This is a genomic window from Pedobacter frigidisoli (assembly GCF_004331675.1).
Classification (GTDB): domain Bacteria; phylum Bacteroidota; class Bacteroidia; order Sphingobacteriales; family Sphingobacteriaceae; genus Pedobacter; species Pedobacter frigidisoli.
Window position 1 is genome coordinate 159,099 of the sequence record NZ_SJSN01000009.1, and the last position, 26,721, is coordinate 185,819.

The window sequence follows — 26,721 nt, forward strand, 5'->3', positions numbered from 1 at the left end:
CACATAACGCTTGATAAGGCAATAAGTTTTGTTAAATTAATTATGTGTTAAGCAGTTTTTTTGATAATTTCGCAGCCCCCATTTCCAGCAATACCCAATTAAATTATCCAGCCATGAGTAAGTTTTTATACGGAATCGATTTTGGAACAACCAATTCGGCGCTAAGCATTTATGATGAAGAGAAAAAAGAAATTGTGGATACCATTTCCATCCCATCATTAATCTACTTTACCGAAACCAAAAGCTTTATAGATGGAGAAAGCCATATTGTTGGAGAAAAGGCAATTGATGCTTATTTGAGCGATGGAATGAAAGGGCGTTTTATCAAATCCATTAAACAGATTCTTTCGAGAACTACTTTTACCGAAACCCGAATCCACAATAAAAGATATACAGCTTCTGATTTGGTTACCTTAATCTTAAAGGATTTAAAGGAAAAAGCAGATAAAATAATTGGCGAAGATTGTGAAAGGGCAGTAATTGGTCGCCCAGTTTTTTTTGATGATGACAATACCCAAAAAGATACCTTGGCACAAACGAGGTTAAAAAAGGCAGCTGAAAATGCTGGTTTTACTGATGTCCGTTTTCAGTTTGAACCGATTGGTGCAGCTTTTGCCTATGAAAAAACCATTACCAAAAAGGAAAGGGTTTTGGTTGCCGATTTAGGTGGTGGTACCACAGATTTTACTTACCTAATTCTGGATCCAGATAAAGTTGGCAGTAAGGATAGAAAAAACGATATGATTGCATCTGGTGGTATTTATATTGGTGGCGACAGTCTCGATTCTGCTTTTATGTGGGATAAGGGAACACCATATTTCGGAAAGAACACCATGTACGAAGCTACGCCTGGAAAAGTTTTAAATGTGCCAAAATCGCTTTTTGCCAATATTTGCACTTGGGATAAAATGAACTTTTTTAATGGATTGAAGATCCAGAAAGAGATTGAGGAATATTATTACTATTCTGGAAACGATCCAAAATTTAAGAACCTAATTACGCTTATCGAAAACAATTTAGGTTATTCCTTATTCAGATCAATTGAGAAAACCAAGATCGAGCTTTCCGATCAACCACTTTCTAATTTTGCTTACTCAAATATGGAAATTGAGATTGATGAGGACATTTCATTGGCTCAATATAATGCCATTATCGAAAAAGATGTGAATAAAATTGAGGCTTACCTTGATCAGTTTATGGAAACCTATAAAATAGATGCCAACGAAATTGATTGTTTGTTTTTAACCGGAGGAACATCAATGGTATCAGCCATCCAAAACTTATTCAAGCGTAAATTTCCTCATATTCCATTAAATTCTGGCGATAACTTTAAAAGTGTAGCCAAAGGATTGGCTTATAGCGGGTATCTTTTTGAGGATTAGGTATCGGGGAGCTATAGCTTTTTCTTTGCTAAATTACCCTCGCCGAAAGGCTTCAACTTTTTTACCCCAAATCGTGATGGCATATTCGATTCACAGCAGGATACTACTTTTGGAAATGGTTTAGTGGAGTTTACCACTTTAGTGTTTTTGGTTTTGCAAGCAATAAAAGCAATGGCTACAACTAATAAATACTTTGGAAATTGTTTAAACATATTCAGTTTTAAGAAGCTGGCCTGAGTTTATGCTCAGGCCAGCAAATAAATTATTTTTCTACTTCCGACCAATCAAAACGAGGATTTTCAGCTGGTGTTTTTGCCTTTTTCATCAGGGCGTAAAGCTCTTTTACTGTTGCGGCATTATTTGCTGCGATGTCGTTCTTTTCACCGATATCGCTTTTTAAATTATAGAGTTCCAATTTCTCAGGAGATCCGGTTTCCTTAAAACGAATCAATTTCCAATCTCCTTTGGTTAAGGCCTCTTTTAAACCGCTTTCATTAAATTGCCAGTATAAATATTCGTGTTCTTTAACAGGTTTTTTTCCACTTAGAAGAGGGAAGAATGAAAGTCCGTCGATGTTTTTTGGAGTAGCAGTGCCAGTCAATTCGCCAAATGTTGGCAAAATATCCCAAAAGGCCCAAGGTGAAGCCTCACTTTTACCAGCAGGAACTTTTCCTGGTGCCCTAACGATTAATGGAACGCGAATTCCACCCTCATATAAATCTCTTTTTACACCTCTAAATGGTCCGGCGCTATTAAAATAAACAGGATCTGCCCCACCCTCTTTATGCGGACCATTATCACTGGTAAAGAAAATGTAGGTGTCGTTATCCAATCCCAATTTTTTAATCAATTCTACAATTGTTCCCACATCGGCATCCAATTTATTTACCATTGCGGCAAAAGCAGCATGGGGTTGCGCCTGACTATCATAATTACCTTTCTTCTCCCAAGGTGTTTCTGGTGGAAATTTGCTCGATCCATCAGCATTCTGAAATTTCTTAAGCAAGGCATCAGGAACTTTCAACTCTGCATGTGGAACTGTTAATGGCATGTACAAAAAGAATGGCTGATCTTTATTCGCATTGATAAAATCTACGGCTTTGTTTACAATTAAATCCTCCGTATATTTTGTGGTATCGGTTGGAATCTCTACCGTTTTGCCACCCACAATTTCATAAAGGTGGTTGGTGTAATAATCATGCGCATGACTTTGATCTAGGTAGCCATAAAAACTATTGAAGCCCTTTAAATGTGGTGCCCCTTTACTTTCTTCATCCCCCAAACCCCATTTACCAAACATGCCTGTTTTATATCCATTGTTTTGAAGTCGCTGCGCTAAAGTGGTATCTTGAGCACGTAATGCACCCAAACCATCTTTTCCTTTCGCGTTCCCTCTTACCCAAGCGTGACCCATGGTGTAGCCAGTCATCAATGCACAGCGTGATGGTGCACAAACTGTATTTCCGGAGTAAAACCGCGTAAACTTGGTTCCTTCTCCTGCCAGTTTATCTAAATTCGGAGTAGGTATTTTGGAGTTTGAATTAAAGGATTGGACGTTGCCATATCCCAAATCATCCGCAAGGATAAAAATGATATTTGGCTTTCTTTTAGTTTGCGCATGCGAGGTAGCATAACTGCCCACCAGCACCGCAAATACAATTATTTTGAATGCATTTTTCATCTGTATATTATTGTTTTTTAAAGGTGATGAAGCTATCATGATTTTTTCACAAATTCAAGTTCTTGTTGTGTTTTGGTGTTCAAGAACTCGCAGGCTCGGTTTATTCATCCCATTGTGTGATTATTCGTAATGGATTATTATTTTTATTCGGCACGAATGAGCCCTAATGGGGTTTGAAAAATCATGATGGTTTCATATTATTTATTGTAGTTAGGATTTTGTTTTAATGATGGATTATTTTGAATCGCGATAGACGGAATTGGCCATAAATAATCTTTGTTGGCATCGAATAAGCGGCTATCTATTCTCGCTCCAGCGCTATTGGCGATGTTGCCATTCAATAACTGATCGGCAATTTTCCACCTCCGAATATCGTAATAATAAAGCCCTTCGCCTGCCAATTCCACTCTTCTTTCGTGCCTAATTTCTGCTCTTAGTTCTGCTTGGTTTAATGTTGATGGAATATTTGGCATTTTTGCTCTTGCTCTAATCAGGTTTAAGGCATCGAGAATGGTTTGGTCTGGACCAGTATCTTCGTTTTTAGCTTCGGCATAGGTTAATAAAACATCTGCGTAGCGAATTAAAATTAAATTTAATTCTGATGTTCCACTTGTCGGCGCTGCGACTGGTTTTTCATAATCCTTAAAAATAGTATATTTTTTTAATCCATAACCCGTACTTGGATATTGAATTGCAGTTACCGTTGCGCCCTTAAACTGCGTTCCTGGCAAAATGATAGTGGCCTGCAATCTGCTATCCCTATTTTCAAAAGGTTTTGCAGCATTATAAATCGATGAGCTAGTGATGGGCTTTCCATCTGTTGCATAATAAGTATTTACCAAATCTGGTAATGGGGCCGATCCAAGTTGCTGATCCAAACTTATATCCAACGAATGGGTAAATTCTGGATATTTGTATTGCACATCGAAAATTACTTCACTATTTCCCTCATTCTCAAGATAGAACAAACCACGGTAATCTGCAAACAAGCTATAGGTTTTTAAGTCCATTACTGCTTTTGCAGCTTCAGCAGCCTCTTTCCATCTTTTTGCATATAATAAAGCCCTGGCCTTGAGTGCTAAGGCTGCCCCTCTTGTTGCCCTACCTTTATCTGCACCAGAATAGCTTAATGGTAAAACCGTTCCTGATGATGCCTCTGTCAAATCCTTTAAAATTTGGGTCAATAATTCATCAGCAGAATTTCGAGGCAAATTAGCCTGTGTATCAAAATTTGTAGCATTGGTAATTAATGGTGCTCCTCCAAACAAATTCCACAATGGAAAATAGTAAAGTGCCCTTAAATACTTTGCCTCTGCCTTATATCTATCTTTCAAGGCAGCATCCATACTTACCTTATCAATATTGGCCAAAACATTATTCGCCCTACCAATGCCTTTATAACTTCCATTCCAAGTTTCATTAAAATAACCTGTAGCAGCATTGTGCAATCCCCTAGATATGATATTGTAATCGTTATTGTATTGGTAAGTGTTTGGAGTTAAGGCATCGAGATAAATTGAATTTGCAATGTAAACATTGTAATAAATTGCCGCATAAGCACCATTTAGCGCTGCTTCGGCCTGTACTTTGGTATTCCAATAGGTGTCTTGCGTAAAACGATCTGTTGGGGTTACCTCCAAATAATCTTTACAGCCAAACAAGAGGAATGAAATCATTAATAGTAAAATATATTTTTTCATGGCGTATTATTTAAAATGATACATTAATTCCTGCACTGATTGTTTTTGCGTTTGGATATTCAATCAAATCTGCACGGGTTAAATTCCTTTCGGGATCGCTAAACTTAAAATTCGAAAACGTTAAGTAATTTTGAGCATTGACGAATACCTTTAAAACATCAATCCCTGCCTTACTTACCCATTTCGTTGGAAAGGAATAGCTCACCTGAACATTCTTCAACCTTAGATAAGAGGCATCCCTCACCCAAAAACTAGAGGTTTGGAAATTTTGGGGATATCCATTAGATGTTGTTAATCTTGGTAATGACGCACCTGTATTCGTTGGTGTCCAAGAATCTGTTAACCAATCGTTAGTAACGCCGGCGCCATTTTTGAAAGGCTGCGCCAGGTTGCCGGTTAAGTAAGTATCAACATCTTGCAATCCTTGAAAAATGAAGCTAAAATCCCATCTCTTATAACCAAATCCACCAGAAAAGCCATAAACATATTTAGGAATGCTGTTTCCTATCACCACTCGGTCATTGTTATCCACTACACCATTTCCATCAATATCCTTATATTTCAAATCTCCAGGAACGGTTCCAGCATTTTGAAAAGCATGTGCCTTAACTTCATCTGCGGTTTGAAAAATACCCTCTGCTTGTAGCCCAAAGAAACTATCTATCGCCGACCCCTCTTGAATAATAGTACCCGAGCCAAAGTATTTCTGTCCATTTAAATTCGTCACCTTATTTTTAACGTAGGTAATATTTGCATCGATATTATACCTAAAATCGTTAAAAGCATCCTTAAAACCTATTGTTACCTCAAAACCACGATTGTTAACGGCACCAATGTTTTTTACTGGTCCGGTTAAATTTCCAACCTGCGCCGGAACACTAATTTGCCTTAAAATTTTAGAGGTTTGCTTATTAAATAGATCAATCTCAAATGTTAGTTTATTTTTGAAGAATCCACCCTCAAAACCGATGTCGCTCATGGTTGTAGTTTCCCAAGTAATATTTGGATCGCTGAGCTGTGTAATGGCTGCACCACTTACAATTGTTCCATTGAAATTGTAATTTTGTCCGAGTGCAATCGCATCAACATAACTAAACAGCGCAACATTTTGGTTTCCAAGTTTTCCGTAGGAGGCACGAAGTTTCAAATTGCTGAATACGTTCAAATTCTTCACGAATTCCTCTTCACTAATTCTCCATCCTGCTGAAAATGAGGGAAAAAATCCCCATCTTTTATCTGCAGCAAACCTAGATGAGCCATCGTACCTAAAATTAGCTTCGAACAAATACTTTTCATTGTAGTTATAATTAAACCTGCCAAAATACGATTGTAGTCGAGATGCGCCACCGGTTCCCGTAACCTGTGGCGAGGTACTGCCAGCATTTAGCTCCGTTAAATCGTTGCCCAAATAACCCTCATTGTATGCCGAAAAATTTCCATCATCAAAACGTTCCAAACTAAAACCAGCTAGAGCGCCAAAATGGTGTTTCTCTAAACTACCCTCCCAGGTTAAGGTATGGAAATTGGTAATGTTGATGTTGTTTTGGCTTACCTGTCTGATGCCTCGAGCCGGCGTATTTCCAATTGGTGTAATCACGCCAGTTTTAGTATTCGTTAAGTTTATCGATGGATAAGAATATTTATTTATCCCGAAAAGTAAATTAGCGCCGAGCGTAGTTTTATATTTAATATTGAATGGCAATTGGTACTCTAGAAATACATTTGCCAAGGTTCTGTATTGATTATTTTTATTAAAACCCTCGTTGGCAAGCGCAACTGTATTTCTAAAAAAGTTATGCCCAGGAACACGAATCCATTGATCGGCATAAGTTCCGTTTTGAGCATAATCTGTTTGAAAAGGCAAGCCACGATAAATTAAGCCCATTAAACCACCTTCACCATTACCATCATCGGCACTGTAAGCACTTTCTCTGCTGTTCCAAAAATTAGCCGATAAACTGGCGCCAACACGAAGATTTTTGGTAATATCAGAATTGATATTGGAGTTTAATGAGTACCGTTTCCCCGATGAGCCAATTAAAATCCCATCTTGATTTAAGTAGCCTAAAGAAATTGAAAATGAAGTTTTTTCCGTTCCGCCAGAAAACCGAAGGCTGTGCTCCTGAATAGTTGCACTGCGAAACATCACATCGAACCAATTCGTATTTGGATAAATAAATGGGTCGGTACCATTTCTAAATTCATTTATTAAAGCTTCACTACTTTCAGCCGGTTTTCCCTCATTTGCCAATGCTCTATTTTTACCAACCATGTAATCTACCGTATTGGTAACAACATCTGGAAATTGAGTTGCCTTTTGAGAACCTACGTAATAGCTGTAATCGACGGAAAAAGTTCCCTTTTTACCCGTTTTCGTTTTTACTAAAATTACACCGTTTGCAGCTCTATTTCCATAAATAGCAGCCGATGCAGCATCTTTTAAAACGGTAATACTTTCAATATCGTTTGGATTTACATCACCCAAAGGAAATTCAATTCCATCAACCAGAACCAGTGGGTTGTTATTATTTAAGGTTCCTGCCCCACGAATTCTAATGGTTGCAGCATCTGCTCCAGGCCTACCCTTGGTTTGGTTGGTAAAAACGCCTGGTACATTTTGTAATGCTTGAGTGGAATTTGTAATCGGCCGATTAGCCAAGGCTTTCGCATCTACGGTAGATACCGATCCGGTTAGGTTAACTTTTTTTTGTGTACCATAACCAACAACCACAACATCATCTAGTGGATTGTAATCCTCTACCAGCTCTACGGTAATTTGATTTTGATTAACCACAATTGACGTTTGCTTGTAACCTACAAAGTTTACTAAAAGCGTAAAGGGATACTTCTGTCCGGTAATTAAACGAAACTTACCATCTCGATCGGTAGACGAGCCATTGGTTGTTCCTTGAATTTTAACGGATGCACCAATTAAGGTTTCCTTTGTTTTTGCATCGATAACTGTTCCCGATAATGTTGCATTAATGGTTGGCTCTGTTGGATTTTGAGCGGATGAAAAATTGGGGAAAAGAAAAAATAAGGTGAATAATAAAGCTGGACTGATTAGCCAGAAACCCAAGCTCAGCTTGGATGTAATACTTCGTAAAGCCAAAGCCCCAGATATGGGATTGACTTTCTCAAAATTTTGCATAACTTTGAAATAGGTGATTTGAATTGATTGAAACAGGTGCAACGCCAATTGAATTCCTGTTTCGTTAACTAGCCGAGGGAAAATGCATTTTTGTATTTTCCTTTTTTATTGCTTTTTCCGATACGGATACTAGCAATATATTATATGTTAACTACAACAATAACAGCTTCTTAAACTTAGGAATGGCAAACTTTTAGCCGATTTTGATTTAGTAAATTCTAGTGTCATAATGATTATATTTTTGCCAAATATAATTTATTTTGAATAGACTACAAATTTACTAGACTTTTTATTTTTTTACGCTAAGCGATGTTGTAGTTTAAACTTATGCAACTTCCTAACACCTGTTGGAATATCGCATTTAACTTAAACATAGATTTTATAAATTAGCGATATGAAATTGGTGCGGCTGAATAATAGCTTACAGTAAGCAAAGCCTTACGCGTTCGGAGTATTGCGATTTAATGTTGTGAGATTAGGAAACCTGTTTTCTAGAAGAGACAAAGTCAGCGAAGAACATATCTTTAACAGGCGCACCAATTTTTATTTCACTAGCCTAAATGGCTAAACTGGTTAACTGAAATTCCCTTATATCTTCTAAACGTAGTAATGAAGCTTGATGTTTGTTCGAAGCCTAAGATTTGTGCAATTTCATCAACAGAATTGTCGCTATGCAGCAATAACTCTTCAGCTTCCCTCATAATTCTATCTTTAATAAGTGAAGAAAGACTTTTACCCAATACCTTTCCTAGAAATGAATTTAACCTTCCGGTGCTAATTCCCATCCCTTCGGCATAAAACTGAATTGCTCTTTCGCGTTTGTAAAACTGCTCAAGGATGGCTCTAAAACGCAGAACTTGCTGTAACTCATCTAAGGTCCAGGCGGCAAGATAACCATCTAAGCCTGATGTAAAACCTAAGAAAAGTGAAATGTACTGTGCTAAAAAGGGTAAATCTTTTTGGGCTTCTATATCTTTTTTTAACTGATTTATTAAGTTGTAAGTTTGAGCTGATTCGTTTTCTAAATCTCTAAAAGATAAATTTAGGAACAGGTTTTTAGCCAACGGATCTAAATGTTGCAATAAAAACTCTGCATATAGGCTATTGCTAAAGCTCAACCAGTATCCAGATTTTATTTCGCCCTCAAGTCTTACAAGTCCTTCTTCGGGGATAAAAAAGATTCTGTGGTTTAAAAGCCTGTGGTCGCCAGCGTTCATACAGAGTAAGCCACTTGCCTCTTTAACAATTAATACCCGCATTGGATATGCAGCTTGTAAGGCCCGCTCTTTTTTAAAAACACCAGAGATTGGTTCAAGCTGTATCATAAAAATTTAATTCTTAGCCTTATAATTTCCACATAAGACCAAACTAATTGAACTTGGTTACAAACTAATTTTATAATCGTAAATCGATTGCATAAAAAAACCTCCAAAACTAATAATAATTTGGAGGTTACAATTTATAAAAAATAATTTGGATGTGTAGTTTAGCTGCTTAACACAATTACCTTAATCGCTTCTAAGCCTGTTTGTGTAAACGCTAAATCGAACTGAACAATGTTGTTCGATTTTATTTTATCAATAATACCGTGGGCAAAAACATTTACTTCCTTACCCCCATTTGATGGTGTGATATATCCAAATCCTTGGTCGTTGTCGTAAAACTTAACAGTACCTAACCTCATATTATACCAATTTTACATTTACTGCATTTGGTCCTTTTTTGCCTTGGGTAATTTCAAACTCCACATTATCATCTTGCTTTATCTTATCAACTAAACATGTAATATGAACAAAGACTTCTTCTCCGTTTGCCGTTGTGATGAATCCAAATCCTTTAGACTCATTATAAAATTTTACTGTTCCCTGCATTAAATTAAATTTTGATGTATAAACATACTTAAAACAAAAAAGTTTATCTAAAATAATAGATTAGTTAAACAAATTAATAGATTAAGGAATATTTTTTGATGATATGAGTAATTTAGGAGCTAAAAACAGCTTAAATAAAAAAAAGTCGCAGGCCTTAAACCACGACTTCCCTAATTTTTAAATAACACTAAGCGTTTACAAACTGCATTTGCGAATCATCATATCGGCTACCTGCTGTTACACCAACAGGAATAATAGATTCTAATTTTAATTGCTCTTCAGCAGATAAAATAATATTCGATGCAGCAGCATTTTCCTCAATATATTTAATTCTTTTAGTGCCTGGTATGGCTACAATTCCTTTAGAAATTACCCAAGCTAGTGCCAATTGAGATGGCGTTACTCCTTTACTTACAGCAATTTCCTGAATTTGTTTCAGCAACTCTAAATTTTTGTAAAAATTATCACCTTGAAAACGTGGAATGGTTCTACGGAAATCATCAGCAGCAAAATCATCCGGACTTTTAATATCGCCAGAAATAAAACCTCTACCCAGTGGCGAATAAGCAACGAAACCTATCCCTAACTCATTTAGTGTTTCTAGCACCCCATTGGTTTCAGCTTCACGCTCAAACAATGAATACTCACTTTGAACTGCAGTAATGGGATGGATTTTATTTGCTCTTTTAATGGTTTCTGCTGAAACTTCAGATAGGCCGATGTAACGAACTTTCCCCGCTTTAACCAATTCTGCCATTGCTCCAACTGTTTCCTCAATTGGCGTATTCGGATCAACACGATGTAAGTAATAAAGATCAATATAATCTGTTCCCAAATTCTTTAACGATCGATCTATTGCCTTATTAACGTATTCCGGCCTTCCATTAAAACCCCAAGTTAATTGTTCTTGATCATCAATCTCATAACCAAATTTTGTAGCAATGGTATATTGATCTCGATTGCCCTTAATTGCCTTTGCAACCAAACGTTCGTTAAGTAGGGGGCCATATAAATCTGCCGTATCTAGAAAATCAATACCAATCTCTAAAGCCCTGTGAATGGTTGAGATAGATTCTGCTTCATTTGCTTTTCCATAAATATCTCCTCCAGCAATGGTTGTCATGCCCATACAGCCAAGCCCCTGTTGAGGAACTTCTAAACCTTGACTTCCCAAGGCTACTTTTTTTATTGTGCTCATATAAATTCTTTAAATTTTAATATGAACAAAGTTACTTATAGAGATGCTTTAGAAATTAAACAAATCAAAGTGTTTCTTACACAATTCAAATGATTAGTTAAACAGTAGAAATTCCAGTTCTAATTTTCATTGGTGTAAAACCGGTATGTTTTTTAAAGAAGTTATTAAAATAAGAGGCGTATTCGAAACCTAAGCTAAAAGCAATTTCGGCAACACTCCAATCGGTATGAATAAGTAAGGATTTTGTCTCGGCAACAATTGCTTCATTAATAATCGTTGTTGTCGATTTTCCGGTAACTCCTTGAACTGCTGCATTAAGGTGATTTACATGTACCGCCAATTTCTCAGCATAATCACTAGCCTTTTTTAATTTAAGCGGATGCTGAGGAGAATCAACAGGAAACTGCTTTTCGAGTAGGGTTAAAAAAAGATTAGTAATTCGCGATGCAGCATTGGGTGGATTGAAGTAAGCTACAGCAGGCTGCATTTTTACGGCCTCGTGGATAAGTACATTAACATAATTTCGAATTAAATCATATTTGTAAATGTAGTCACCATCCATTTCAGTCTGCATTCTAATAAAAATACCTTTTAGATATTCCAGCTGATGGTCTTCTAATAAATATACAGGATTTCCATCTGCCTTAAACAAGGTAGATTCTTGCAGGCTTTCCATACGGGCACCTTTGTGCAAAAAATCATCGCTAAACACACAGAAATAACCATCGTAAACGGTATCTTCTGCAGCAACATCCCAAGAATACGGAATAAGTGGATTAGTAAAAACAAGTGCTGGTTTAGAAATTTCTATATCTCTATTGGCATAAAGCAAAGTGCTACATCCTTTTGTTATTAGAGAAATTTTATAAAAATCTCTCCTATTAAAAGAGGTTAACTTACACTTATCATCATTCATACCTGCAACCCGAAATTGAGTTTGATCGATATGAATACCAGAAAATGAATTTGATAATTTATCAGTAACTTGATTTTGTTGCATTTTCAAAATTAAACATTTCAAAGAGAAAAACTCTATAGAAATGAGAATCAGAAATCAGCTTAACGTTTTTTACCACTAAAAATTATGAAGAAAACACTAAATCCACTGAAGATTGAAATTACTCCTAATATAAAATTTACTTTATCGCCCATTTTGTAAAGTACACATAAAAGATGAATGACAATACACTGACAATATGAATTGCAACAAATACAACCAATAGTTGTGTCTTTTTATTGTTATTCGAAATTTAATGCGGAGATGAGCAATGATACTAATTAGATTGAGAGGTTAATAGATTTTGAGTCAGTAAATTTATTAAACAAATTTTGTTGATCTGACCTTTATCTTTGCCATGCCTGTTATATTTTTCGCAACTACACCTTTCTTTGTAAAGGTTGTTTCGAACTCAACCGTACTTCCAATATATAAACCTCTGGCTTTTAGATCTATAATATCAAAGTATATACTTTCTATCACTAAATCTTGCGAAATTAAACCAAAACCTCTTTGCTTATTGTAAGCTGTAATTACTCCAATCATAATGTTATCAGGATAAAAGACGATATAAAAATAGCTTAAAATAAATTGATAAAATTGTTCAAATAGACATTCATATGTAAAAAATAGATTTACAATCAAATTTAGTTGATTTAGAATACCGAATCTTTATGATATTAACCATTGAGTTGAGCGAAATTAGTTAAAACCATCTGTAAACTAAGGTGTTCGGTCTATATAATCTACCCTAATATGAAAAAGCTAACCAAAAAAAGTTCCATGCAAGATCTTGAGAATGTTAAAGAAGGCGATGAAATAAAAGATGATACAGGCAAACAAGGTGAGGTATCTAATATTGAGATTTTAGATTGCAAACAAGGAAAGCAATATTACTACAAGCTCAAGAATGACGGAACGATCTTGGTAATTAAATAGCCATACAAAAGCATACCAACTATATCCAATAATTTTTATATTTATTTAGTAAAACGATTTAACGATATCCCAGTGAATATGAGAATAAACCATTTGGCTAGCCTAGCTTTAGTATTAGGATTCGCATTTTTGAGTGGCTTCAATTACAGAAAAAAGAATATGTATGGTAAAGAGGTTTTCTTTAAAATTGACACGCTTGCTGCCAATCTAATTGTTCCTTGGCAAATTACATTTTTGCCAGATAAAACGATGCTTTTTACCGAGCGCACTGGCGAGGTTAGGCTTATAAGAAATGGAAAACTGAGCGAAAGACCTGTTCTTAAAGTGAATGATATAAAAGCTGAATCAAAAACTGGATTATTGGGCACGGTTTTGCATCCTAACTTTATCAAGAATCATTTAATTTATATTGCTCAGAATTACGGAGAAAATAATAAGATCAGACTAAGAGTGGTTCAATATCTTTATGAGAAAGATAACTTAATCAACCCAAAAACCTTAATACAAGGGATTCCTGGGGCGAGAAACCATACAGGTTGTAGGTTAGTTTTCGGTCCAGATAAGAAACTTTACATTTCCACTGGAGATGCGGATCAGCCTATACTTGCCCAAGACTTAAAAACGTACAATGGTAAGATTTTAAGAATTAATGATGATGGTAGCATTCCAAAGGACAATCCATTTATAGAAAACGACACCGCAAAAAAGGAGATTTGGTCTTACGGCCACAGAAACCCACAAGGCTTGGCTTTCGAGCCTTTTACTAATAAACTTTACGCAACAGAACATGGGCCAACCGGTGGCGATGAACTGAATGTTATTGAAAAAGGATCAAATTATGGCTGGCCAGTTATCCATCATCAAGAGACTAAACATGGCATGGTTAAACCATTTTTAGAATATACGCCATCTATTGGCCCAGCTGAAGCAACATTTTACAAGGGAAATGCTTTTCCAGAGTTAAAAGGGAGTTTACTTGTTGCTTGTCTTAGAGGGGAATCGATCTTAAGAATACAATTAGATCAAGGTAAAGTGGTTAAACAAGAGGTTTTACTTAAAAAGCAGTATGGAAGAATTCGTTCTATAGTGGTTGGTCCTGACGGATTTATTTACATCTCTACATCCAATTTTGATTTACCAGAAAGCAAGGGGGAAAGACCTTATGATATGATTTTAAGGCTAAGTCCATCAACAGAAAAAGGAAATCAAATTATAGCTCAACAAATTATATCGAATAATAAAGGTGATATCGTTCAATCATCTCCAGCAAATATGTTTAATCAACTTTGTGCCTCATGCCATGGCGATAAACTTCAGGGCTCAACATCAGTTTACAGCTTAGTTGGCGGAAAATTTAAGCATGGTGGCGACAAAAAATCGATTGTCAACAATATTACAAATGGTATTGTAGATAAAGGAATGCCTGCTTGGAATGGCGCCATCAGCAAAAAAGATATAGAAAGCTTGGCCGATTATGTTTTACTTAACACAAAATAGTTGATCTGTTAAGCATAAATTCTGATACAATTCAACAAGCTATTAAACAATGGTTTATATTTAAGGCCAACATACATAACCAAATAAATGAAAACTACCTTTACGTTTTTACTATCCGCAATTGCATTCGTACTCATTTGCGCCACAACACTTAGTAAAAAATCTTTCGAAAGCAAGGAGCTAAGTCTTCTAGCACTTGCCAAAATAGATACGCCCGATCAAGATCGTTTTGTAAAAGTTGATCTCGTTCATGGAGAGTTTACCGAACCTACAGAACTTACTGTTTTGCCAAATTTTGATATTCTGGTTGCTCAAAGACGAGGCGAGGTGATGATTTATAAAAATCAAACTAAGAAAGTTACTGAAGCGGGAAAGCTCGATGTTTATTTCAAAACCAATACGCCTGATGTAAATGCAGAGGAAGGTTTGCTGGGAATGGCCGCAGATCCGAAATTTGCAGTTAATCATTACGTTTATCTTTTCTATAGTCCGTTTGATAAATCTGTAAATCGCCTTTCTCGGTTTAAGTTAGTGAACGATAAAATCGTAAAAGAGTCAGAGAAAATTATTTTAGAATTTTATTCTCAAAGAGAAATTTGCTGCCATACAGGAGGTTCAATAGCATTCGGACCGGATAATCTGCTTTATGTTTCTACCGGAGATAACTCCACTCCTTTTGATGTTCCAAAACAGCAATTCGTAAATAAAGGTTATGCTCCTTTGGATAACCGCCAAGGTTTGCAACAATATGATGCTCGAAGATCGGCAGGAAATACCAACGATTTAAGAGGAAAAATTCTTCGTATAAAACTGAATGATGATGGAACTTATTCCATTCCTGAGGGAAATTTGTTTCCAAAAGATATGCCAAAAACGCGACCAGAAATTTTTGTAATGGGGAATAGAAACCCATACAGAATCTCTGTTGATCAAAAGACTGGTTATTTATATTGGGGAGAAGTTGGTCCTGACGCCAGCAATGATGATGCTCTGCGTGGCCCCAGAGGTTACGACGAAGTAAATCAAGCTAAAAAAGCGGGCAATTTTGGTTGGCCATATTTCATAGGAAATAACTATCCTTACAAAGCTTACGATTATACTGATGGCAAAAACGGAGCACCTTTCGAGCCATCGGGAGCAATAAATAATTCTCCAAATAATACTGGATTAGATAAAGTTCCAGCTGCCCAACCTGCCTTTATTTGGTATCCTTATGGCGAATCTGCAGAATTTCCTCAGGTGGGTTCTGGAGGTAGAACAGCAATGGCTGGCCCAGTTTATTATACCAAACTAAATGCTTCGCCTTATCCTGCTTATTACAACGGGAAATTAATTATTTACGAATGGGTTCGCGGTTGGGTAAAGGCCGTTACCATGAATGCCCAGGGAGATTATGTGAGCATGGAACCATTTATTTCGAATATTTCTTTGGCAGCACCGATAGATATGGAACAAGGTCCTGATGGAAAATTATACATTTTAGAGTATGGCAAGGGGTGGTTTTCGAAAAATCCTGATGCAGGAATTGTAAGAATCGATTACTTAAAAGGAAACAGACCTCCAGCGGTAAAAAGCTTGGATATTACAAAAACCAGTGGCTTACTTCCATATAAAATGACTGCTAAAGTTTATGCTAAAGATCCTGATGGCGATGCACTTACTTACGTGTGGAACTTAGGAAAAGGAGTTGTTAAAACTACTACAACGCCAACCCTGCAGTATACTTTTACAAAAGCGGGCGAATATCCAATCAGTGTTACGGTGATGGATAAAAATAAGGCATCGGCAAAAAGTTTGATTGTACCAGTCTTTGCTGGAAATGAACACCCAAATGTTAGCATTGCATTGGCGGGAAATAAGAGTTTTTATTTCCCCAATAAACCAGTTGATTATAAGGTTTTGGTAAGCGATAAGGGCGCTAAAGTAAATAATGCCAATATTTACATCTCAAATACTTACACTGAAGGAACTGATTTAGCTGGCGCACAATTGGGTCATCAACAAGCTGCACAAACGGTTATTGGGAAAACACTCATGTTAAAATCTGATTGCAGCACCTGCCACAAAGAATCTGAAGTTTCTATTGGCCCAGCTTTCGATAAAATTGCAGTAAAATATAAAAACGACAGTAAAGCGGTTGATTATCTTGCTTCGAAAGTGATAAACGGAAGTCATGGTGTTTGGGGTGAAGTGCCAATGCCAGCACATACAGCCATGAAAGAGGCTGACGTGAAAAAAATTACCGATTGGATTATGACTTTGGGCAACAAAGAAACGATAGCGGCTTCTTTGCCTACCACAGGTAAGATCATTCCTCCGCCAGCAGTTGATAAAAAGAAATCTGTGTTGACTTTAAAAGCAAGTTATACTGATGCTGGATCTGCAATTCTAAAACCGCTAACTACAACCAACCTCATCAATCTTCAGAGCAATGAAATTGAAGCGAGTGAAATAAAGGATTTTAAAGGTTTTGAGAAAAAAGATATTTATGGTGGCGATAAGCTTATGCTAACTGAGCAGTCGGCATGGATTGCACTAAAAAACATCGACCTAACTGGGATTTCTAATTTTAATTTTTCATTTGCAAATTTAGAGACGGGAGCTGATGGCGAAATAGAAATAAGGATGGACGGAGAAGATGGTATCATAATTGGGAAATCTACTTTTAGAAACGGAACACCAATAAATTTGATTAGCGATGGAAAAATGCATTCCCTCTATTTTATTTTTAAGGTCAAGGCTGGAACAGATAAGAGTCGTGTAATTATCAAATCGATAATAGTAGATTCAAAATAAAACAAGTAGAGATCCCGAATAACTCATTCGGGATTTTTTATTTAAAAAACAGTTTCGCCCATGCCATCTATTCATTTAGGTTAATATCTTTGCGGGATAAATATTCCTCCATGCAAAATATTAAAAACATCATTTTTGATTACGGAAACGTAATTTTCGACATAGATTTTAAAATAGCTCAAGCCTCATTTCAAAAGCTTGGCATTACAGATATAGAAAATTTCTTTGCACACAAGGCACATAATCAATTATTTGATGATTTTGAAACTGGTGCAATTTCTCCGGCAGAATTTAGAGTTGGGATTAGAAAAGCTGCCAATAAACCCGAGCTTACAGATGCACAAATTGATGAGGCCTGGAATAGTTTGCTGATTGGCACTATCCAAGAAAACCATGAATTGCTCTTAAAGGTTAAGGAGAAATATCGCACTTTTTTGTTGAGCAATAACAACGAAATTCATTACGATTGGATTATTAATTACTTGAAAACAACCTTTCAAATTAACAATTACGATGAATATTTTGAGAAAGCTTATTTCTCTCAACACATGAAATTGCGTAAACCAAACATCAATATTTTTGAGCAGGTTATAAAAGAAAATAACCTCAATCCATCCGAAACGTTGTTTATTGATGATAGTCCGCAACACATTGAGGGCGCTAAAAAAGTGGGACTGAATACGCTTTTAATGACTGAAAAGCCAGCACAGCTTGGAGATTTTTTGAAAGCGAATGGAATTTTGTAAATTAGGTTATGGCAGAAAAAAGGTTTAAATCGCTTAAAGAATTCTATCCATATTATTTAAGCGAGCACACGAATACCACTTCTCGTATACTACATTTTATAGGAACTGGTTTAGTAGCGCTAACATTCTTTACTGGTTTTCTCTTCCACAACTGGCACTTTTTCTTAGCGATGCCCATTTTAGGTTATGGCTTTGCATGGGTTGGGCATTTCTTCTTTGAGAAAAATAAACCTGCAACTTTTCAATATCCAGGTTATAGCTTGGCGAGTGATTTTATTTTGTTCTATGATTTGCTAACGGGTAAACAAGGTTTTGTGGTTGATGATGCCCACGATTGAAATCGTGGGTTATGTTATTAATTGCATTGTTTAGCATGTTAAATGTGGGTGCCTAAAATATAACCCACGATTTCAATCGTATGAAACTTGTATTTTGATAGCAACAATCTATTCATGCTGTCATTCTGAGGCACGAAGAATCTGCAACCTATGAAACAGATTCTTCGTGCCTCAGAATGACAGAAAAACTAAAGCTTTCTTCTCTTCAATTCCCTTTCAATCAATCCTAATTCTCGTCCTGTTTGCCCTGCAACTGAAGTATTCTCCTGTGCTCTTCTAAACAAATATGGCATCACCGCTTTAATCGGGCCATAAGGAACATATTTCGCCACATTATAATCTGCATCAGCAAGGTTAAAGCTCAAGTTATCGCTCATGCCTAAAAGCTGTGCGAAATACACATGTGGGTGATTATGAACCACTTTTTTCTCATCCAAAAGGTAAGTTAACAAGCGACTACTATCTTCATTGTGTGTTCCACAAACGATGGCAATTTCCTCAATATGATCAACACAATAACGCAACGACTCATTGTAATCTCTGTCAGACGATTCTTTATCGGGCTGAATTGGAGATGGATAACCCATTTCTGCAGCACGTTTACGCTCTTTTTCCATGTACGCACCGCGAACCATTTTGACACCCAAAATAAAACCTGCGGCTTTTGCAATGAGGTGGTCGGCTTTCATATCGGCCAATTTATCGTGGCGATACATTTGATAAGTATTGTAAATGATGATGCGTTGCTGATTAAATTTACGCATCATATCCACAGCCAGTTCATCAATTGTATCCTGAATCCAGGTTTCTTCGGCATCAATCATAATCGGCACGCCCTTTTCAAAAGCGGTGCGGCAAATCATTTCACAACGTAATTTTACTTTTTCAAACTCTGCTTGTTCATCAGCTGTTAAAGTTTGTTTCGCATCTAACTTCTCTAATAAAGCAAAACGGCCAATACCCGTAATTTTGAAAACCGTAATGGGAATATTAACATCGCCATCGGCACGAAGAATGGTGCGGATAATCTCCTGACAAGTTTCATCAAATACAACTTCTTCTTCTTCGCCCTCAACCGAATAATCTAAAATGGTTCCAACGCCACCTTTTGCAAGCTGTGCAACTGCTTTATCGCATTCTGCAATGGTTTCGCCACCACAAAATTGTTGAAAAATGGTTGCCTTAATTGCTCCTTGAATGGGCATGCCAATTTTTAGAAAGAAATTGGTAATAGCAGGGCCAACCTTAGTTAAGAAGTTGCTTCCAATCATCTTAAAAAGCCAAAAAGCCTTTTTTAATTCGGCATTGGTTTTTTGACGGAAAGCGACTTCAGTATTATCGAAATTGGGTTGTTTATTGGGTATTGAATCAATCATTTGATGTATAATAAGTCAGATGGATGCAAAATTATAAAAAGCATCCATTCTACGAACGTAAAACCTCGAAATAATCGTATTTTTGCAGCAAAATGATACAATTCAAAATAGAGGGCGAATTTATTCCATTAATTCAGCTTTTAAAAGTGACCGGATTAGTCGGTACCGGCGGTGATGCTCAGGCTGCTGTAATGGATGGCTTAGTAAAATGCAACGGTGAAGTTGAGTTTCGTAAACGCTACAAGGTTAGAATTGGCGATATCATCATATTTGGAACTGATAAAATCGAAGTAATATAATGGAGCCATTAACTAGCGCAGGCCATTCGCTTTATTTCGAAAGTGGATTAGCAGAATTAAAAATCCTTTTAGAAAGCAATAAATACAGCAAAGTGTTTATCCTTGCCGATGAGCATACAAGCGAAATCTGTTTGCCTGTTTTTCAATCGCTGATGGATGATTATGCCGAATTTGATTTGATTGAAACCTCTGCGGGTGAAGAAAATAAAAACATCGATTTCTGCATCGGTATTTGGAAAACCCTTTTGGATTTTGAGGCCGACCGCAAGAGTTTAATGATAAATTTAGGTGGCGGTGTAATTACCGATATGGGTGGTTTTATTGCCTCAACCTATAAACGCGGCATCGATTTCATTAACGTTCCAACTACCCTACTTTCTCAAGTTGATGCTTCAGTAGGTGGCAAAACAGGAATTGACATCGATAATGTGAAGAACATGGTAGGTACTTTTACCTTGCCGCAAATGGTTTTTATTGAGACAGAATTCTTGAAAACATTACCCGAAAGAGAGCTTTTATCCGGCTTTGCCGAAATGATAAAACATGGCTTGATTTATGATAAAACTTATTACGAAAAGCTTAAGGCTAGCACTTATTTAACCCCATCAGCTGAAGATATTTATCGTTCTGTTGAGATTAAAAACGAAGTGGTAACCATCGACCCACATGAAAAAAATCTGCGTAAGATTTTGAATTTCGGTCATACCATTGGTCATGCGGTAGAAAGTTATTCCTTAGCAAATGATGAAAATCCACTGACTCATGGCGAGGCAATTGCCATTGGTTTTGTTTGTGAGGCAGCTTTATCCATCAAAAACAGTGGACTGACTAAAGAAGAATTGAAAGATATTACCGTATATATTTTGTCGTTATATCCCAAATATGATATTAAAAAAGAAAGTTTCGATACGCTTTTAGAGCTAATGAAAAGCGATAAAAAGAATGAGGATGGCAACATTTTATTCTCTTTACTGGAAACAACTGGCAAATGCACGTTTAACTGCCGTGTGAGCATAGCTGATATTTTGAGCAGTTTAGATTATTATAACAGTTTATAAAATGAAGTACACCGGAAGTGATATTTCTGTAGGCACATTGTTTGGCTTTGTCATCGTCTTAACCTTGGTTGAAATGTATTTCAGCTACGCCCACGACAGAAAATTATATACGAAACGAGACACCTGGACCAATATTTATTTAATGGTTTCGGCAATTGTAATTAACTTGGGCATGAAAACGGCGACATTCTTTTTGTTAGAATATTGCTACCAATTCCGTTTATTCCAAATTTCTAATATTTGGATTTACTGGACGGTTTTAATTCTGGCACAAGATTTCTTATATTGGTTTTTGCATACGGTTGGCCATTATGTTCGCTTTTTCTGGGCGATGCATGTTACGCATCATTCATCAGAACATTTCAATTTAACTACGGGTTTTCGTTCAACTGTTTTTGAACCTTTGTATCGTGTGTTCTTCTATTTGCCTTTAGCGTTTATGGGTTTCACTGCAATGGATATTCTTTTTGCTTATCTGGTAACTCAAATTTATGGCAATCTGGTCCATACGCAGTACAAAATTAATTTCCCAAAATGGTATGAATATATTTTCGTAACGCCATCGCATCACCGTGTTCATCACGCCAGTAATGTGCGTTATTTGGATAAAAACATGGGTATGGTTTTAATTCTTTGGGACAGATGGTTTGGTACTTTCCAGGCAGAATTACCTGAAGATGAAATTAAATACGGCTTAACAACACAACCAAAAGATATTGGTCCGGTAAATATAATTTTCCACGAATTTATTGCTTTAAAAGCTGATGTGAAAAAGGCACCAACTTTTATGGATAAGGTAAAATATTTATTTAATCCACCAGGTTGGAGCCACGATGGCAGCACAAAAATTGCAAAGATTATGCAAAAGGAATTGCATGATGCTGAAGAATTGGAAAAGCAAAATAAAGAAAACAATAAGATTAAAGATATAAATGAGCAACAACGAACGTTAAGTTCGACAGGATAGGCGTTTAGTCATGTTTCCCACGATTGAAATCGTTGGTTATGTGACAATAAGTTAATCATAATCACGGTCTGTATTTCATAGGCCGTTTTTTGTTTAAGAGAATTTAGGAAATGGTTGGTTCTGCGCTATTGGCTAATCCAGCCCTGCTATCCATTACAATCTTTTAAAAACTTCTGTCATTCTGAGGCACGAAGAATCTGTTTCATCGTTGGCAGATTCTTCGTGCCTCAGAATGACAGCATATTCAGGGTAGCTACAATTTTAAAAGTATTCCCATTCCTATCAGGTTTACGAAACAAAAAATATACTTCTTAGGAAAAAATTTCAACGCTCTAATTCAATAATTTAATTCGTTATGTTGATTAAAGTCGATTTTAATTATGACAACATTTCCATCCAAGTTAAAGATAACGACACTCAATTTCTTTTGGAAGTGCTGAAAAGAATCGATGCAAAAGTTATACAAAGTTCCAAAAAGCAAATTGCTTGATGGAATTAAGCAAGGTTTAAAAGAGGCAAAGGATATTAAAACCGGAAAAATTGCACCTTTATGGTTAAGCGATATTTGAAAGAGGGAATCAAAATTATTTATTCCCCTACTTTCATCAAAAAGCAAAACAATTAAAAAAGAAACACTTATCATTAGTTAACGATTTAAGTTAAACGCTTTGAGCATTTGTTTTTAGGCGCTCGTCATGCTGAATTTATTTCAGCATCTTTCATGCTAAGCCGCCATACAATCAAGACTCTGAATCAAGTTCAGAGTGACGACCGTTAATGTAGGGTTGTAAATCACCTGCACAGATGCACATTTCCAATTAAAAAATATTATTTACTTTAAACCAGGCCTAATCAATATAAAAATCTGTTTTTTATCAAAATTCATTAAAGAAAAGCCCCATCCTCAAAACAGGCTAAACCAAACAAAATTAAATTTTATTAAAATTATTTTCATTTTCCTATTGACAAATTAAATTTTGTTATTACATTTGGCTCATTCAAAAAGAAAAATGAAATTATTCAACACATATTACTTTGGTTACTTTTACTATTTTAGTAAGAGCCGGGGCTAATATGCAAAAAGATATATAACAATATTAAAATGTATAAAAAAGTCCCGGCAAACAGCCGGGACTTTTTTGTTTTACGCAAAAATGGAAACGACAAAACGAGTAGCAATTCAGGGTATTAAAGCATCTTTTCATGAAGAGGCGGCCTACAAATTCTTTGGTAAAAACATCGAGACTGTAGAGTGCAATTCATTTAAAGAAACATGCGATAAGCTGGAGAAAAATGAAGCTGACTTTGTAGTAATGGCCATCGAAAACTCTATCGCGGGCAGCTTATTACCAAATTACACTTTAATCCGCGATTATGGTTTCTCGGTAGTTGGCGAGGTTTATCTTCCAATCCAATTACACTTAATGGCTTTACCTGGCGTGAAATTCGAGGATATTAAAATTGTAACCTCACACCCTATCGCTATCCGTCAATGTATCGATTTCTTTTACGATTACCCACACATCAAAATCGTAGAAAGTAATGATACTGCTGCTTGTGCTAAACGTATCCAAGAAGAAAAATTAACAGATACCATGGCTATCGCAAATAGTTTAGCTGCAGAACTTTACGGCTTAAACATTTTAGAGCGCCGTGTAGAATCGAACAAGAAGAACTATACCCGTTTTCTTATCCTTAAGAAAGACAAAACGGATGAGGGCAAGAAAATCAATAAAGCATCAATCTGTTTTCAGGTTGGCCACAAAGCAGGTTCTTTGGCAACCGTATTAAATATCTTCGCCGAGCAAGAGGTAAGCTTAACAAAAATACAATCAATGCCGGTGTTAGGAAAAAGAAATGAGTATTACTTTTACGTTGATTTAGAATGGCCAAGTACCGAAAAGTACGATAAGGCCGTTAGAAAAGCATTAAAATACACTTCAAATTTTAACATCCTCGGAGAATATTTAAAAAACGATAAAGTATAAATAAGTCGGAAGTCCGATGACAAACATTAAAACGCAAATAATTAAAATCAAAATATAAATCGGACTTCCGACCTCGGACTTTCGAACTAAAAACAACCCAATATCATGAAACTTAATTTAAACATCCAACCCTTAAACACTTGGTTAAACGTTAATAACGAACCATTAATCATCTCTGGTCCTTGCAGTGCAGAAACTGAAGAGCAATTATTAACTACAGCTCATTTATTGGCTGCTACAGGTAAAGTATCAGTTTTAAGAGCCGGTATTTGGAAACCGCGTACTCGTCCAGGAGAATTTGAGGGTATAGGAAGTATTGGTTTAGAGTGGTTAAAACGTGCTAAAGCAGAAACCGGTTTACCAACAGCTGTTGAGGTTGCAAATGCAAAACATGTTGAAGAGGCTCTAGCTGCAGGTGTTGATATCCTTTGGATTGGCGCACGTTCTACAGTAAACCCATTTACAGTTCAGGAAATTGCTGATGCTTTAAGAGGTGTTGATGTTCCGGTATTAATTAAAAACCCTGTAAACCCTGATTTACAGTTATGGATTGGTGCTATTGAGCGTATCAACGGTGCAGGAATCACTAAAATTGGCGCTATTCACCGTGGTTTCTCTTCTTTCGAGAAAAGTTCTTTCCGTAACGAACCAATGTGGGAGCTGGCGATTCAGTTGAAAACTTTATGTCCTGAGTTGCCTATCATCAACGACCCAAGTCACATTTGCGGTAACCGTGAATTAATCCCTTACATCTCTCAAAAAGCTTTGGATTTAGATATGCAAGGTTTAATGATTGAATCTCATGTTGACCCGTCAGTTGCATGGACAGATGCCAAACAACAAGTTACACCAGCGGATTTAGCTGAATTAGTTGACCGTTTAACAGTTCGTGAACCAGAATCTACAAACGAAGCTTTCGTTGATAAATTAGCTGATTTACGTTCATCAATCGATAAAATCGACGATATCTTATTACAGAAATTGGCGGAACGTATGTCTATCGTTGAGAAAATCGGCGAATTCAAACGCGATAATCAAGTTACTATTTTACAGGTTAACCGTTGGGATGCCATCATTAAAAAGGGTCATGCTTTTGCAAAAGCCTTAAAGTTAGATTTAAACTTCACAGAGAAATTCTTAGAATTGATGCACGGCGAATCTATTCGTAAGCAAACTGAAATTATGAATGCTGGTAAAGCCGAACAAGGAATTGCTGCTGAACAACATAGCGAGATAAAAGCTTAAAGACTAAAGCGAAAAGACCAAAGTGAAAAGCAAAGTCTAAAGCAAGCCCCATTTACTAAAAAACGGTCGTCATGCTGAATTTATTTCAGCATCTTAAAAGATTATATACATTGTCAGATGGCAACATCTGACAATTGTATTTTGAGAATAAAACGAGAATACAATGTCAAAAAACGCCTTAGTTTCTTTTAAAGGAACCAAGAACATTAATACGGAAATCCAGTTAACCGGCTCAAAAAGCGAATGCAATAGAGCCTTAATCATTAGCGCTTTAAGCAATAAATTGGTTAAAGTAGAAAACTTATCAAATGCTGCTGATACGGTAACATTGAACGGAATTTTAAATAATTTGGAGGAAGAATTAGAAGTAGAGATTGAAGAATCGAAAACGGTTGATGTTGGCCCTGCAGGAACGGCGATGCGTTTTCTTTCAGCTTACCTTTCTGCAAAAAACGGCAACTTCTTGTTAACCGGAACCGAGCGTATGAAACAACGCCCGATAGGTATTTTGGCGGAAGCGCTGAAAACTATTGGTGCAGATATTTCTTATGCAGAAAACGATGGCTTTCCACCGTTAAATATTGTAGGTCCATTAAACCAGAAAACTGCTGAGGTTAAAATTAAAGGTGATGTAAGTAGTCAGTATATTTCAGCATTGCTGATGATTGCCCCTATCCTGCCTCAAGGTTTAACATTAGAAATTGAGGGTGAGCTGACTTCAAAGCCGTATGTAGATATGACTTTGGATATGCTAGCGGAAGTGGGTATTGAACATTCGTGGAATGGCAATTCGATTTCCATTAAGCCACAAACTTTTAAAGCAGGAACATTGGTTGTTGAACCTGACTGGAGTGCTGCATCTTATTGGTATAGCATTGCGGCTTTGGCTGATGAAGCTGAGATCAGTTTGCCTGCATTGAAAGAAAAAAGCTTGCAAGGCGATAGCCAAATCCAAAAAATCATGAAAATTTTCGGGATTGCGACAGAAAAAACTGAAAAAGGAATTTCAATCAGCAACCTAGGTTTATCATTGGAAACTAATCAGATTCTGGATTTAAAAACTTGTCCTGATTTGGCACAAACCATTGTGGTTATTGCAGCGGCACTAGGTAAAAACATGTCTTTCACAGGTTTAGAAACTTTAAAAATTAAGGAAACCAACCGCATTGCAGCCTTACAAAATGAGCTCGCTAAAATCGGTGTTAATTTAATTGAAGATAATTTGGTTTACACTTTGAATACTGATGAGCTTCATTTCCCGGAGAAAATTACCATTGCCACTTACGAAGACCATCGCATGGCTATGGCCTTTGCTCCGCTTGCGTTATTAATCAACGAAGTGGAAATCGAAGAAATGCAAGTTGTAGAGAAATCTTATCCTTATTTTTGGGAGGATTTGAAAAAAGCGGGGTTTGACATTAGTATCAAGTAACGAGAATCAAGTATCAAGACTGGGCATTGAAATCCATTCACTCATTCAAAATTCAATCAT

The 26,721-nt window shown here is 36.5% G+C and carries 23 protein-coding genes; 12 read left to right on the forward strand and 11 right to left on the reverse strand.

Features of this window, described 5'->3' with window-relative positions:
• Positions 1-113: 113 nt before the first annotated feature.
• The gene (locus EZ449_RS12960; protein ID WP_131559408.1) at positions 114-1,382 is read left to right on the forward strand and encodes an Hsp70 family protein; all 1,269 of its coding nucleotides are present in this window, start codon (positions 114-116) and stop codon (positions 1,380-1,382) included.
• Between the two features lie 11 nt (positions 1,383-1,393).
• Here EZ449_RS12960 and EZ449_RS12965 read toward each other — a convergent pair whose 3' ends face one another.
• The 10 genes from EZ449_RS12965 to EZ449_RS13010 form a co-directional block, all read right to left on the reverse strand.
• Positions 1,394-1,594, reverse strand: a complete 201-nt coding sequence (locus EZ449_RS12965; protein WP_131559410.1) for a hypothetical protein — start codon at positions 1,592-1,594, stop codon at positions 1,394-1,396.
• Between the two features lie 50 nt (positions 1,595-1,644).
• Positions 1,645-3,063, reverse strand: a complete 1,419-nt coding sequence (locus tag EZ449_RS12970) for an arylsulfatase (protein ID WP_131559413.1) — start codon at positions 3,061-3,063, stop codon at positions 1,645-1,647.
• 197 nt (positions 3,064-3,260) lie between these two features.
• Positions 3,261-4,763, reverse strand: a complete 1,503-nt coding sequence (locus tag EZ449_RS12975; protein WP_131559415.1) for a RagB/SusD family nutrient uptake outer membrane protein — start codon at positions 4,761-4,763, stop codon at positions 3,261-3,263.
• Between the two features lie 10 nt (positions 4,764-4,773).
• Positions 4,774-7,914 carry a SusC/RagA family TonB-linked outer membrane protein gene (locus tag EZ449_RS12980; protein WP_131559417.1) on the reverse strand — a complete coding sequence of 1,047 codons (3,141 nt, stop codon included), beginning with the start codon at positions 7,912-7,914 and terminating at the stop codon, positions 4,774-4,776.
• Between the two features lie 551 nt (positions 7,915-8,465).
• Positions 8,466-9,239: a helix-turn-helix domain-containing protein gene (locus EZ449_RS12985; protein WP_131559420.1), complete on the reverse strand. Its 774-nt coding sequence runs from the start codon at positions 9,237-9,239 to the stop codon at positions 8,466-8,468.
• Between the two features lie 161 nt (positions 9,240-9,400).
• A complete protein-coding gene (locus EZ449_RS12990; protein ID WP_131559422.1) occupies positions 9,401-9,598 on the reverse strand; it encodes a cold-shock protein in 198 nt (65 codons plus the stop codon).
• A gap of 1 nt (position 9,599) precedes the next feature.
• A complete protein-coding gene (locus tag EZ449_RS12995) occupies positions 9,600-9,785 on the reverse strand; it encodes a cold-shock protein (RefSeq protein ID WP_131559424.1) in 186 nt (61 codons plus the stop codon).
• A 187-nt stretch (positions 9,786-9,972) separates the two neighbouring features.
• Positions 9,973-10,983 (reverse strand): aldo/keto reductase, encoded by a 1,011-nt coding sequence (locus EZ449_RS13000; RefSeq protein ID WP_131559426.1) that lies wholly within the window; start codon positions 10,981-10,983, stop codon positions 9,973-9,975.
• Positions 10,984-11,080: 97 nt separating this feature from the next.
• Entirely contained in the window at positions 11,081-11,983 is a 903-nt protein-coding gene (locus tag EZ449_RS13005) for a helix-turn-helix domain-containing protein (protein ID WP_205943000.1), read from the reverse strand.
• 318 nt (positions 11,984-12,301) lie between these two features.
• Positions 12,302-12,526: a cold shock domain-containing protein gene (locus EZ449_RS13010; RefSeq protein ID WP_131559429.1), complete on the reverse strand. Its 225-nt coding sequence runs from the start codon at positions 12,524-12,526 to the stop codon at positions 12,302-12,304.
• A gap of 210 nt (positions 12,527-12,736) precedes the next feature.
• Here EZ449_RS13010 and EZ449_RS13015 point away from each other — a divergent pair, with 210 nt between their 5' ends.
• The 5 genes from EZ449_RS13015 to EZ449_RS13035 all read left to right on the forward strand — a co-directional run bounded on the left by EZ449_RS13015 (position 12,737) and on the right by EZ449_RS13035 (position 18,296).
• Positions 12,737-12,919: a hypothetical protein gene (locus EZ449_RS13015; protein ID WP_131559431.1), complete on the forward strand. Its 183-nt coding sequence runs from the start codon at positions 12,737-12,739 to the stop codon at positions 12,917-12,919.
• A gap of 78 nt (positions 12,920-12,997) precedes the next feature.
• Complete coding sequence (locus EZ449_RS13020; protein WP_165499757.1) at positions 12,998-14,416, forward strand: PQQ-dependent sugar dehydrogenase; 1,419 nt, start codon at positions 12,998-13,000, stop codon at positions 14,414-14,416.
• Between the two features lie 87 nt (positions 14,417-14,503).
• Positions 14,504-17,212 (forward strand): PQQ-dependent sugar dehydrogenase, encoded by a 2,709-nt coding sequence (locus tag EZ449_RS13025; RefSeq protein WP_131559435.1) that lies wholly within the window; start codon positions 14,504-14,506, stop codon positions 17,210-17,212.
• A gap of 110 nt (positions 17,213-17,322) precedes the next feature.
• Positions 17,323-17,958, forward strand: coding sequence for an HAD family hydrolase (locus EZ449_RS13030; protein WP_131559437.1), 636 nt, complete (start codon positions 17,323-17,325; stop codon positions 17,956-17,958).
• Positions 17,959-17,966: 8 nt separating this feature from the next.
• Positions 17,967-18,296, forward strand: coding sequence for a DUF962 domain-containing protein (locus tag EZ449_RS13035; protein WP_131559439.1), 330 nt, complete (start codon positions 17,967-17,969; stop codon positions 18,294-18,296).
• 188 nt (positions 18,297-18,484) lie between these two features.
• On the opposite strand, the gene EZ449_RS13040 is transcribed toward EZ449_RS13035, so the two are convergent.
• Positions 18,485-19,672 carry a proline dehydrogenase family protein gene (locus tag EZ449_RS13040; protein ID WP_131559441.1) on the reverse strand — a complete coding sequence of 396 codons (1,188 nt, stop codon included), beginning with the start codon at positions 19,670-19,672 and terminating at the stop codon, positions 18,485-18,487.
• A gap of 92 nt (positions 19,673-19,764) precedes the next feature.
• Here EZ449_RS13040 and EZ449_RS13045 point away from each other — a divergent pair, with 92 nt between their 5' ends.
• The 6 genes from EZ449_RS13045 (at position 19,765) to aroA (ending at position 26,661) form a co-directional block, all read left to right on the forward strand.
• Positions 19,765-19,971, forward strand: a complete 207-nt coding sequence (locus tag EZ449_RS13045; protein WP_131559443.1) for an RNA-binding S4 domain-containing protein — start codon at positions 19,765-19,767, stop codon at positions 19,969-19,971.
• A complete protein-coding gene (gene aroB, locus EZ449_RS13050; RefSeq protein WP_131559445.1) occupies positions 19,971-21,029 on the forward strand; it encodes a 3-dehydroquinate synthase in 1,059 nt (352 codons plus the stop codon). Before EZ449_RS13045 ends, aroB begins: the two co-directional genes overlap by 1 nt.
• Before the next feature lies 1 nt (position 21,030).
• Positions 21,031-21,996 (forward strand): sterol desaturase family protein, encoded by a 966-nt coding sequence (locus EZ449_RS13055; RefSeq protein ID WP_131559447.1) that lies wholly within the window; start codon positions 21,031-21,033, stop codon positions 21,994-21,996.
• 1,154 nt (positions 21,997-23,150) lie between these two features.
• The gene (locus EZ449_RS13060; RefSeq protein ID WP_131559449.1) at positions 23,151-23,984 is read left to right on the forward strand and encodes a prephenate dehydratase; all 834 of its coding nucleotides are present in this window, start codon (positions 23,151-23,153) and stop codon (positions 23,982-23,984) included.
• Between the two features lie 105 nt (positions 23,985-24,089).
• Positions 24,090-25,229: a chorismate mutase gene (locus tag EZ449_RS13065; RefSeq protein ID WP_131559451.1), complete on the forward strand. Its 1,140-nt coding sequence runs from the start codon at positions 24,090-24,092 to the stop codon at positions 25,227-25,229.
• A gap of 163 nt (positions 25,230-25,392) precedes the next feature.
• Complete coding sequence (gene aroA, locus EZ449_RS13070) at positions 25,393-26,661, forward strand: 3-phosphoshikimate 1-carboxyvinyltransferase (RefSeq protein WP_131559454.1); 1,269 nt, start codon at positions 25,393-25,395, stop codon at positions 26,659-26,661.
• The last annotated feature ends 60 nt before the right edge of the window (positions 26,662-26,721 follow it).

What these genes read in the sequence shown, in the direction of transcription:
- EZ449_RS13030 (WP_131559437.1), top strand. Translation starts at nt 17,323, where the DNA reads ATGCAAAATATTAAAAACATCATTTTTGATTACGGAAACGTAATTTTC.
- EZ449_RS13005 (WP_205943000.1), bottom strand. Translation starts at nt 11,983, where the DNA reads ATGCAACAAAATCAAGTTACTGATAAATTATCAAATTCATTTTCTGGT.
- EZ449_RS12960 (WP_131559408.1), top strand. Translation starts at nt 114, where the DNA reads ATGAGTAAGTTTTTATACGGAATCGATTTTGGAACAACCAATTCGGCG.
- EZ449_RS13035 (WP_131559439.1), top strand. Translation starts at nt 17,967, where the DNA reads ATGGCAGAAAAAAGGTTTAAATCGCTTAAAGAATTCTATCCATATTAT.
- EZ449_RS13065 (WP_131559451.1), top strand. Translation starts at nt 24,090, where the DNA reads ATGAAACTTAATTTAAACATCCAACCCTTAAACACTTGGTTAAACGTT.
- EZ449_RS13000 (WP_131559426.1), bottom strand. Translation starts at nt 10,983, where the DNA reads ATGAGCACAATAAAAAAAGTAGCCTTGGGAAGTCAAGGTTTAGAAGTT.
- EZ449_RS13045 (WP_131559443.1), top strand. Translation starts at nt 19,765, where the DNA reads ATGATACAATTCAAAATAGAGGGCGAATTTATTCCATTAATTCAGCTT.
- aroB (WP_131559445.1), top strand. Translation starts at nt 19,971, where the DNA reads ATGGAGCCATTAACTAGCGCAGGCCATTCGCTTTATTTCGAAAGTGGA.
- EZ449_RS12975 (WP_131559415.1), bottom strand. Translation starts at nt 4,763, where the DNA reads ATGAAAAAATATATTTTACTATTAATGATTTCATTCCTCTTGTTTGGC.
- EZ449_RS12990 (WP_131559422.1), bottom strand. Translation starts at nt 9,598, where the DNA reads ATGAGGTTAGGTACTGTTAAGTTTTACGACAACGACCAAGGATTTGGA.
- EZ449_RS12970 (WP_131559413.1), bottom strand. Translation starts at nt 3,063, where the DNA reads ATGAAAAATGCATTCAAAATAATTGTATTTGCGGTGCTGGTGGGCAGT.
- EZ449_RS13020 (WP_165499757.1), top strand. Translation starts at nt 12,998, where the DNA reads ATGAGAATAAACCATTTGGCTAGCCTAGCTTTAGTATTAGGATTCGCA.
- EZ449_RS13025 (WP_131559435.1), top strand. Translation starts at nt 14,504, where the DNA reads ATGAAAACTACCTTTACGTTTTTACTATCCGCAATTGCATTCGTACTC.
- EZ449_RS13010 (WP_131559429.1), bottom strand. Translation starts at nt 12,526, where the DNA reads ATGATTGGAGTAATTACAGCTTACAATAAGCAAAGAGGTTTTGGTTTA.
- EZ449_RS12995 (WP_131559424.1), bottom strand. Translation starts at nt 9,785, where the DNA reads ATGCAGGGAACAGTAAAATTTTATAATGAGTCTAAAGGATTTGGATTC.
- aroA (WP_131559454.1), top strand. Translation starts at nt 25,393, where the DNA reads ATGTCAAAAAACGCCTTAGTTTCTTTTAAAGGAACCAAGAACATTAAT.
- EZ449_RS12985 (WP_131559420.1), bottom strand. Translation starts at nt 9,239, where the DNA reads ATGATACAGCTTGAACCAATCTCTGGTGTTTTTAAAAAAGAGCGGGCC.
- EZ449_RS13015 (WP_131559431.1), top strand. Translation starts at nt 12,737, where the DNA reads ATGAAAAAGCTAACCAAAAAAAGTTCCATGCAAGATCTTGAGAATGTT.
- EZ449_RS13055 (WP_131559447.1), top strand. Translation starts at nt 21,031, where the DNA reads ATGAAGTACACCGGAAGTGATATTTCTGTAGGCACATTGTTTGGCTTT.
- EZ449_RS12980 (WP_131559417.1), bottom strand. Translation starts at nt 7,914, where the DNA reads ATGCAAAATTTTGAGAAAGTCAATCCCATATCTGGGGCTTTGGCTTTA.
- EZ449_RS13040 (WP_131559441.1), bottom strand. Translation starts at nt 19,672, where the DNA reads ATGATTGATTCAATACCCAATAAACAACCCAATTTCGATAATACTGAA.
- EZ449_RS12965 (WP_131559410.1), bottom strand. Translation starts at nt 1,594, where the DNA reads ATGTTTAAACAATTTCCAAAGTATTTATTAGTTGTAGCCATTGCTTTT.
- EZ449_RS13060 (WP_131559449.1), top strand. Translation starts at nt 23,151, where the DNA reads ATGGAAACGACAAAACGAGTAGCAATTCAGGGTATTAAAGCATCTTTT.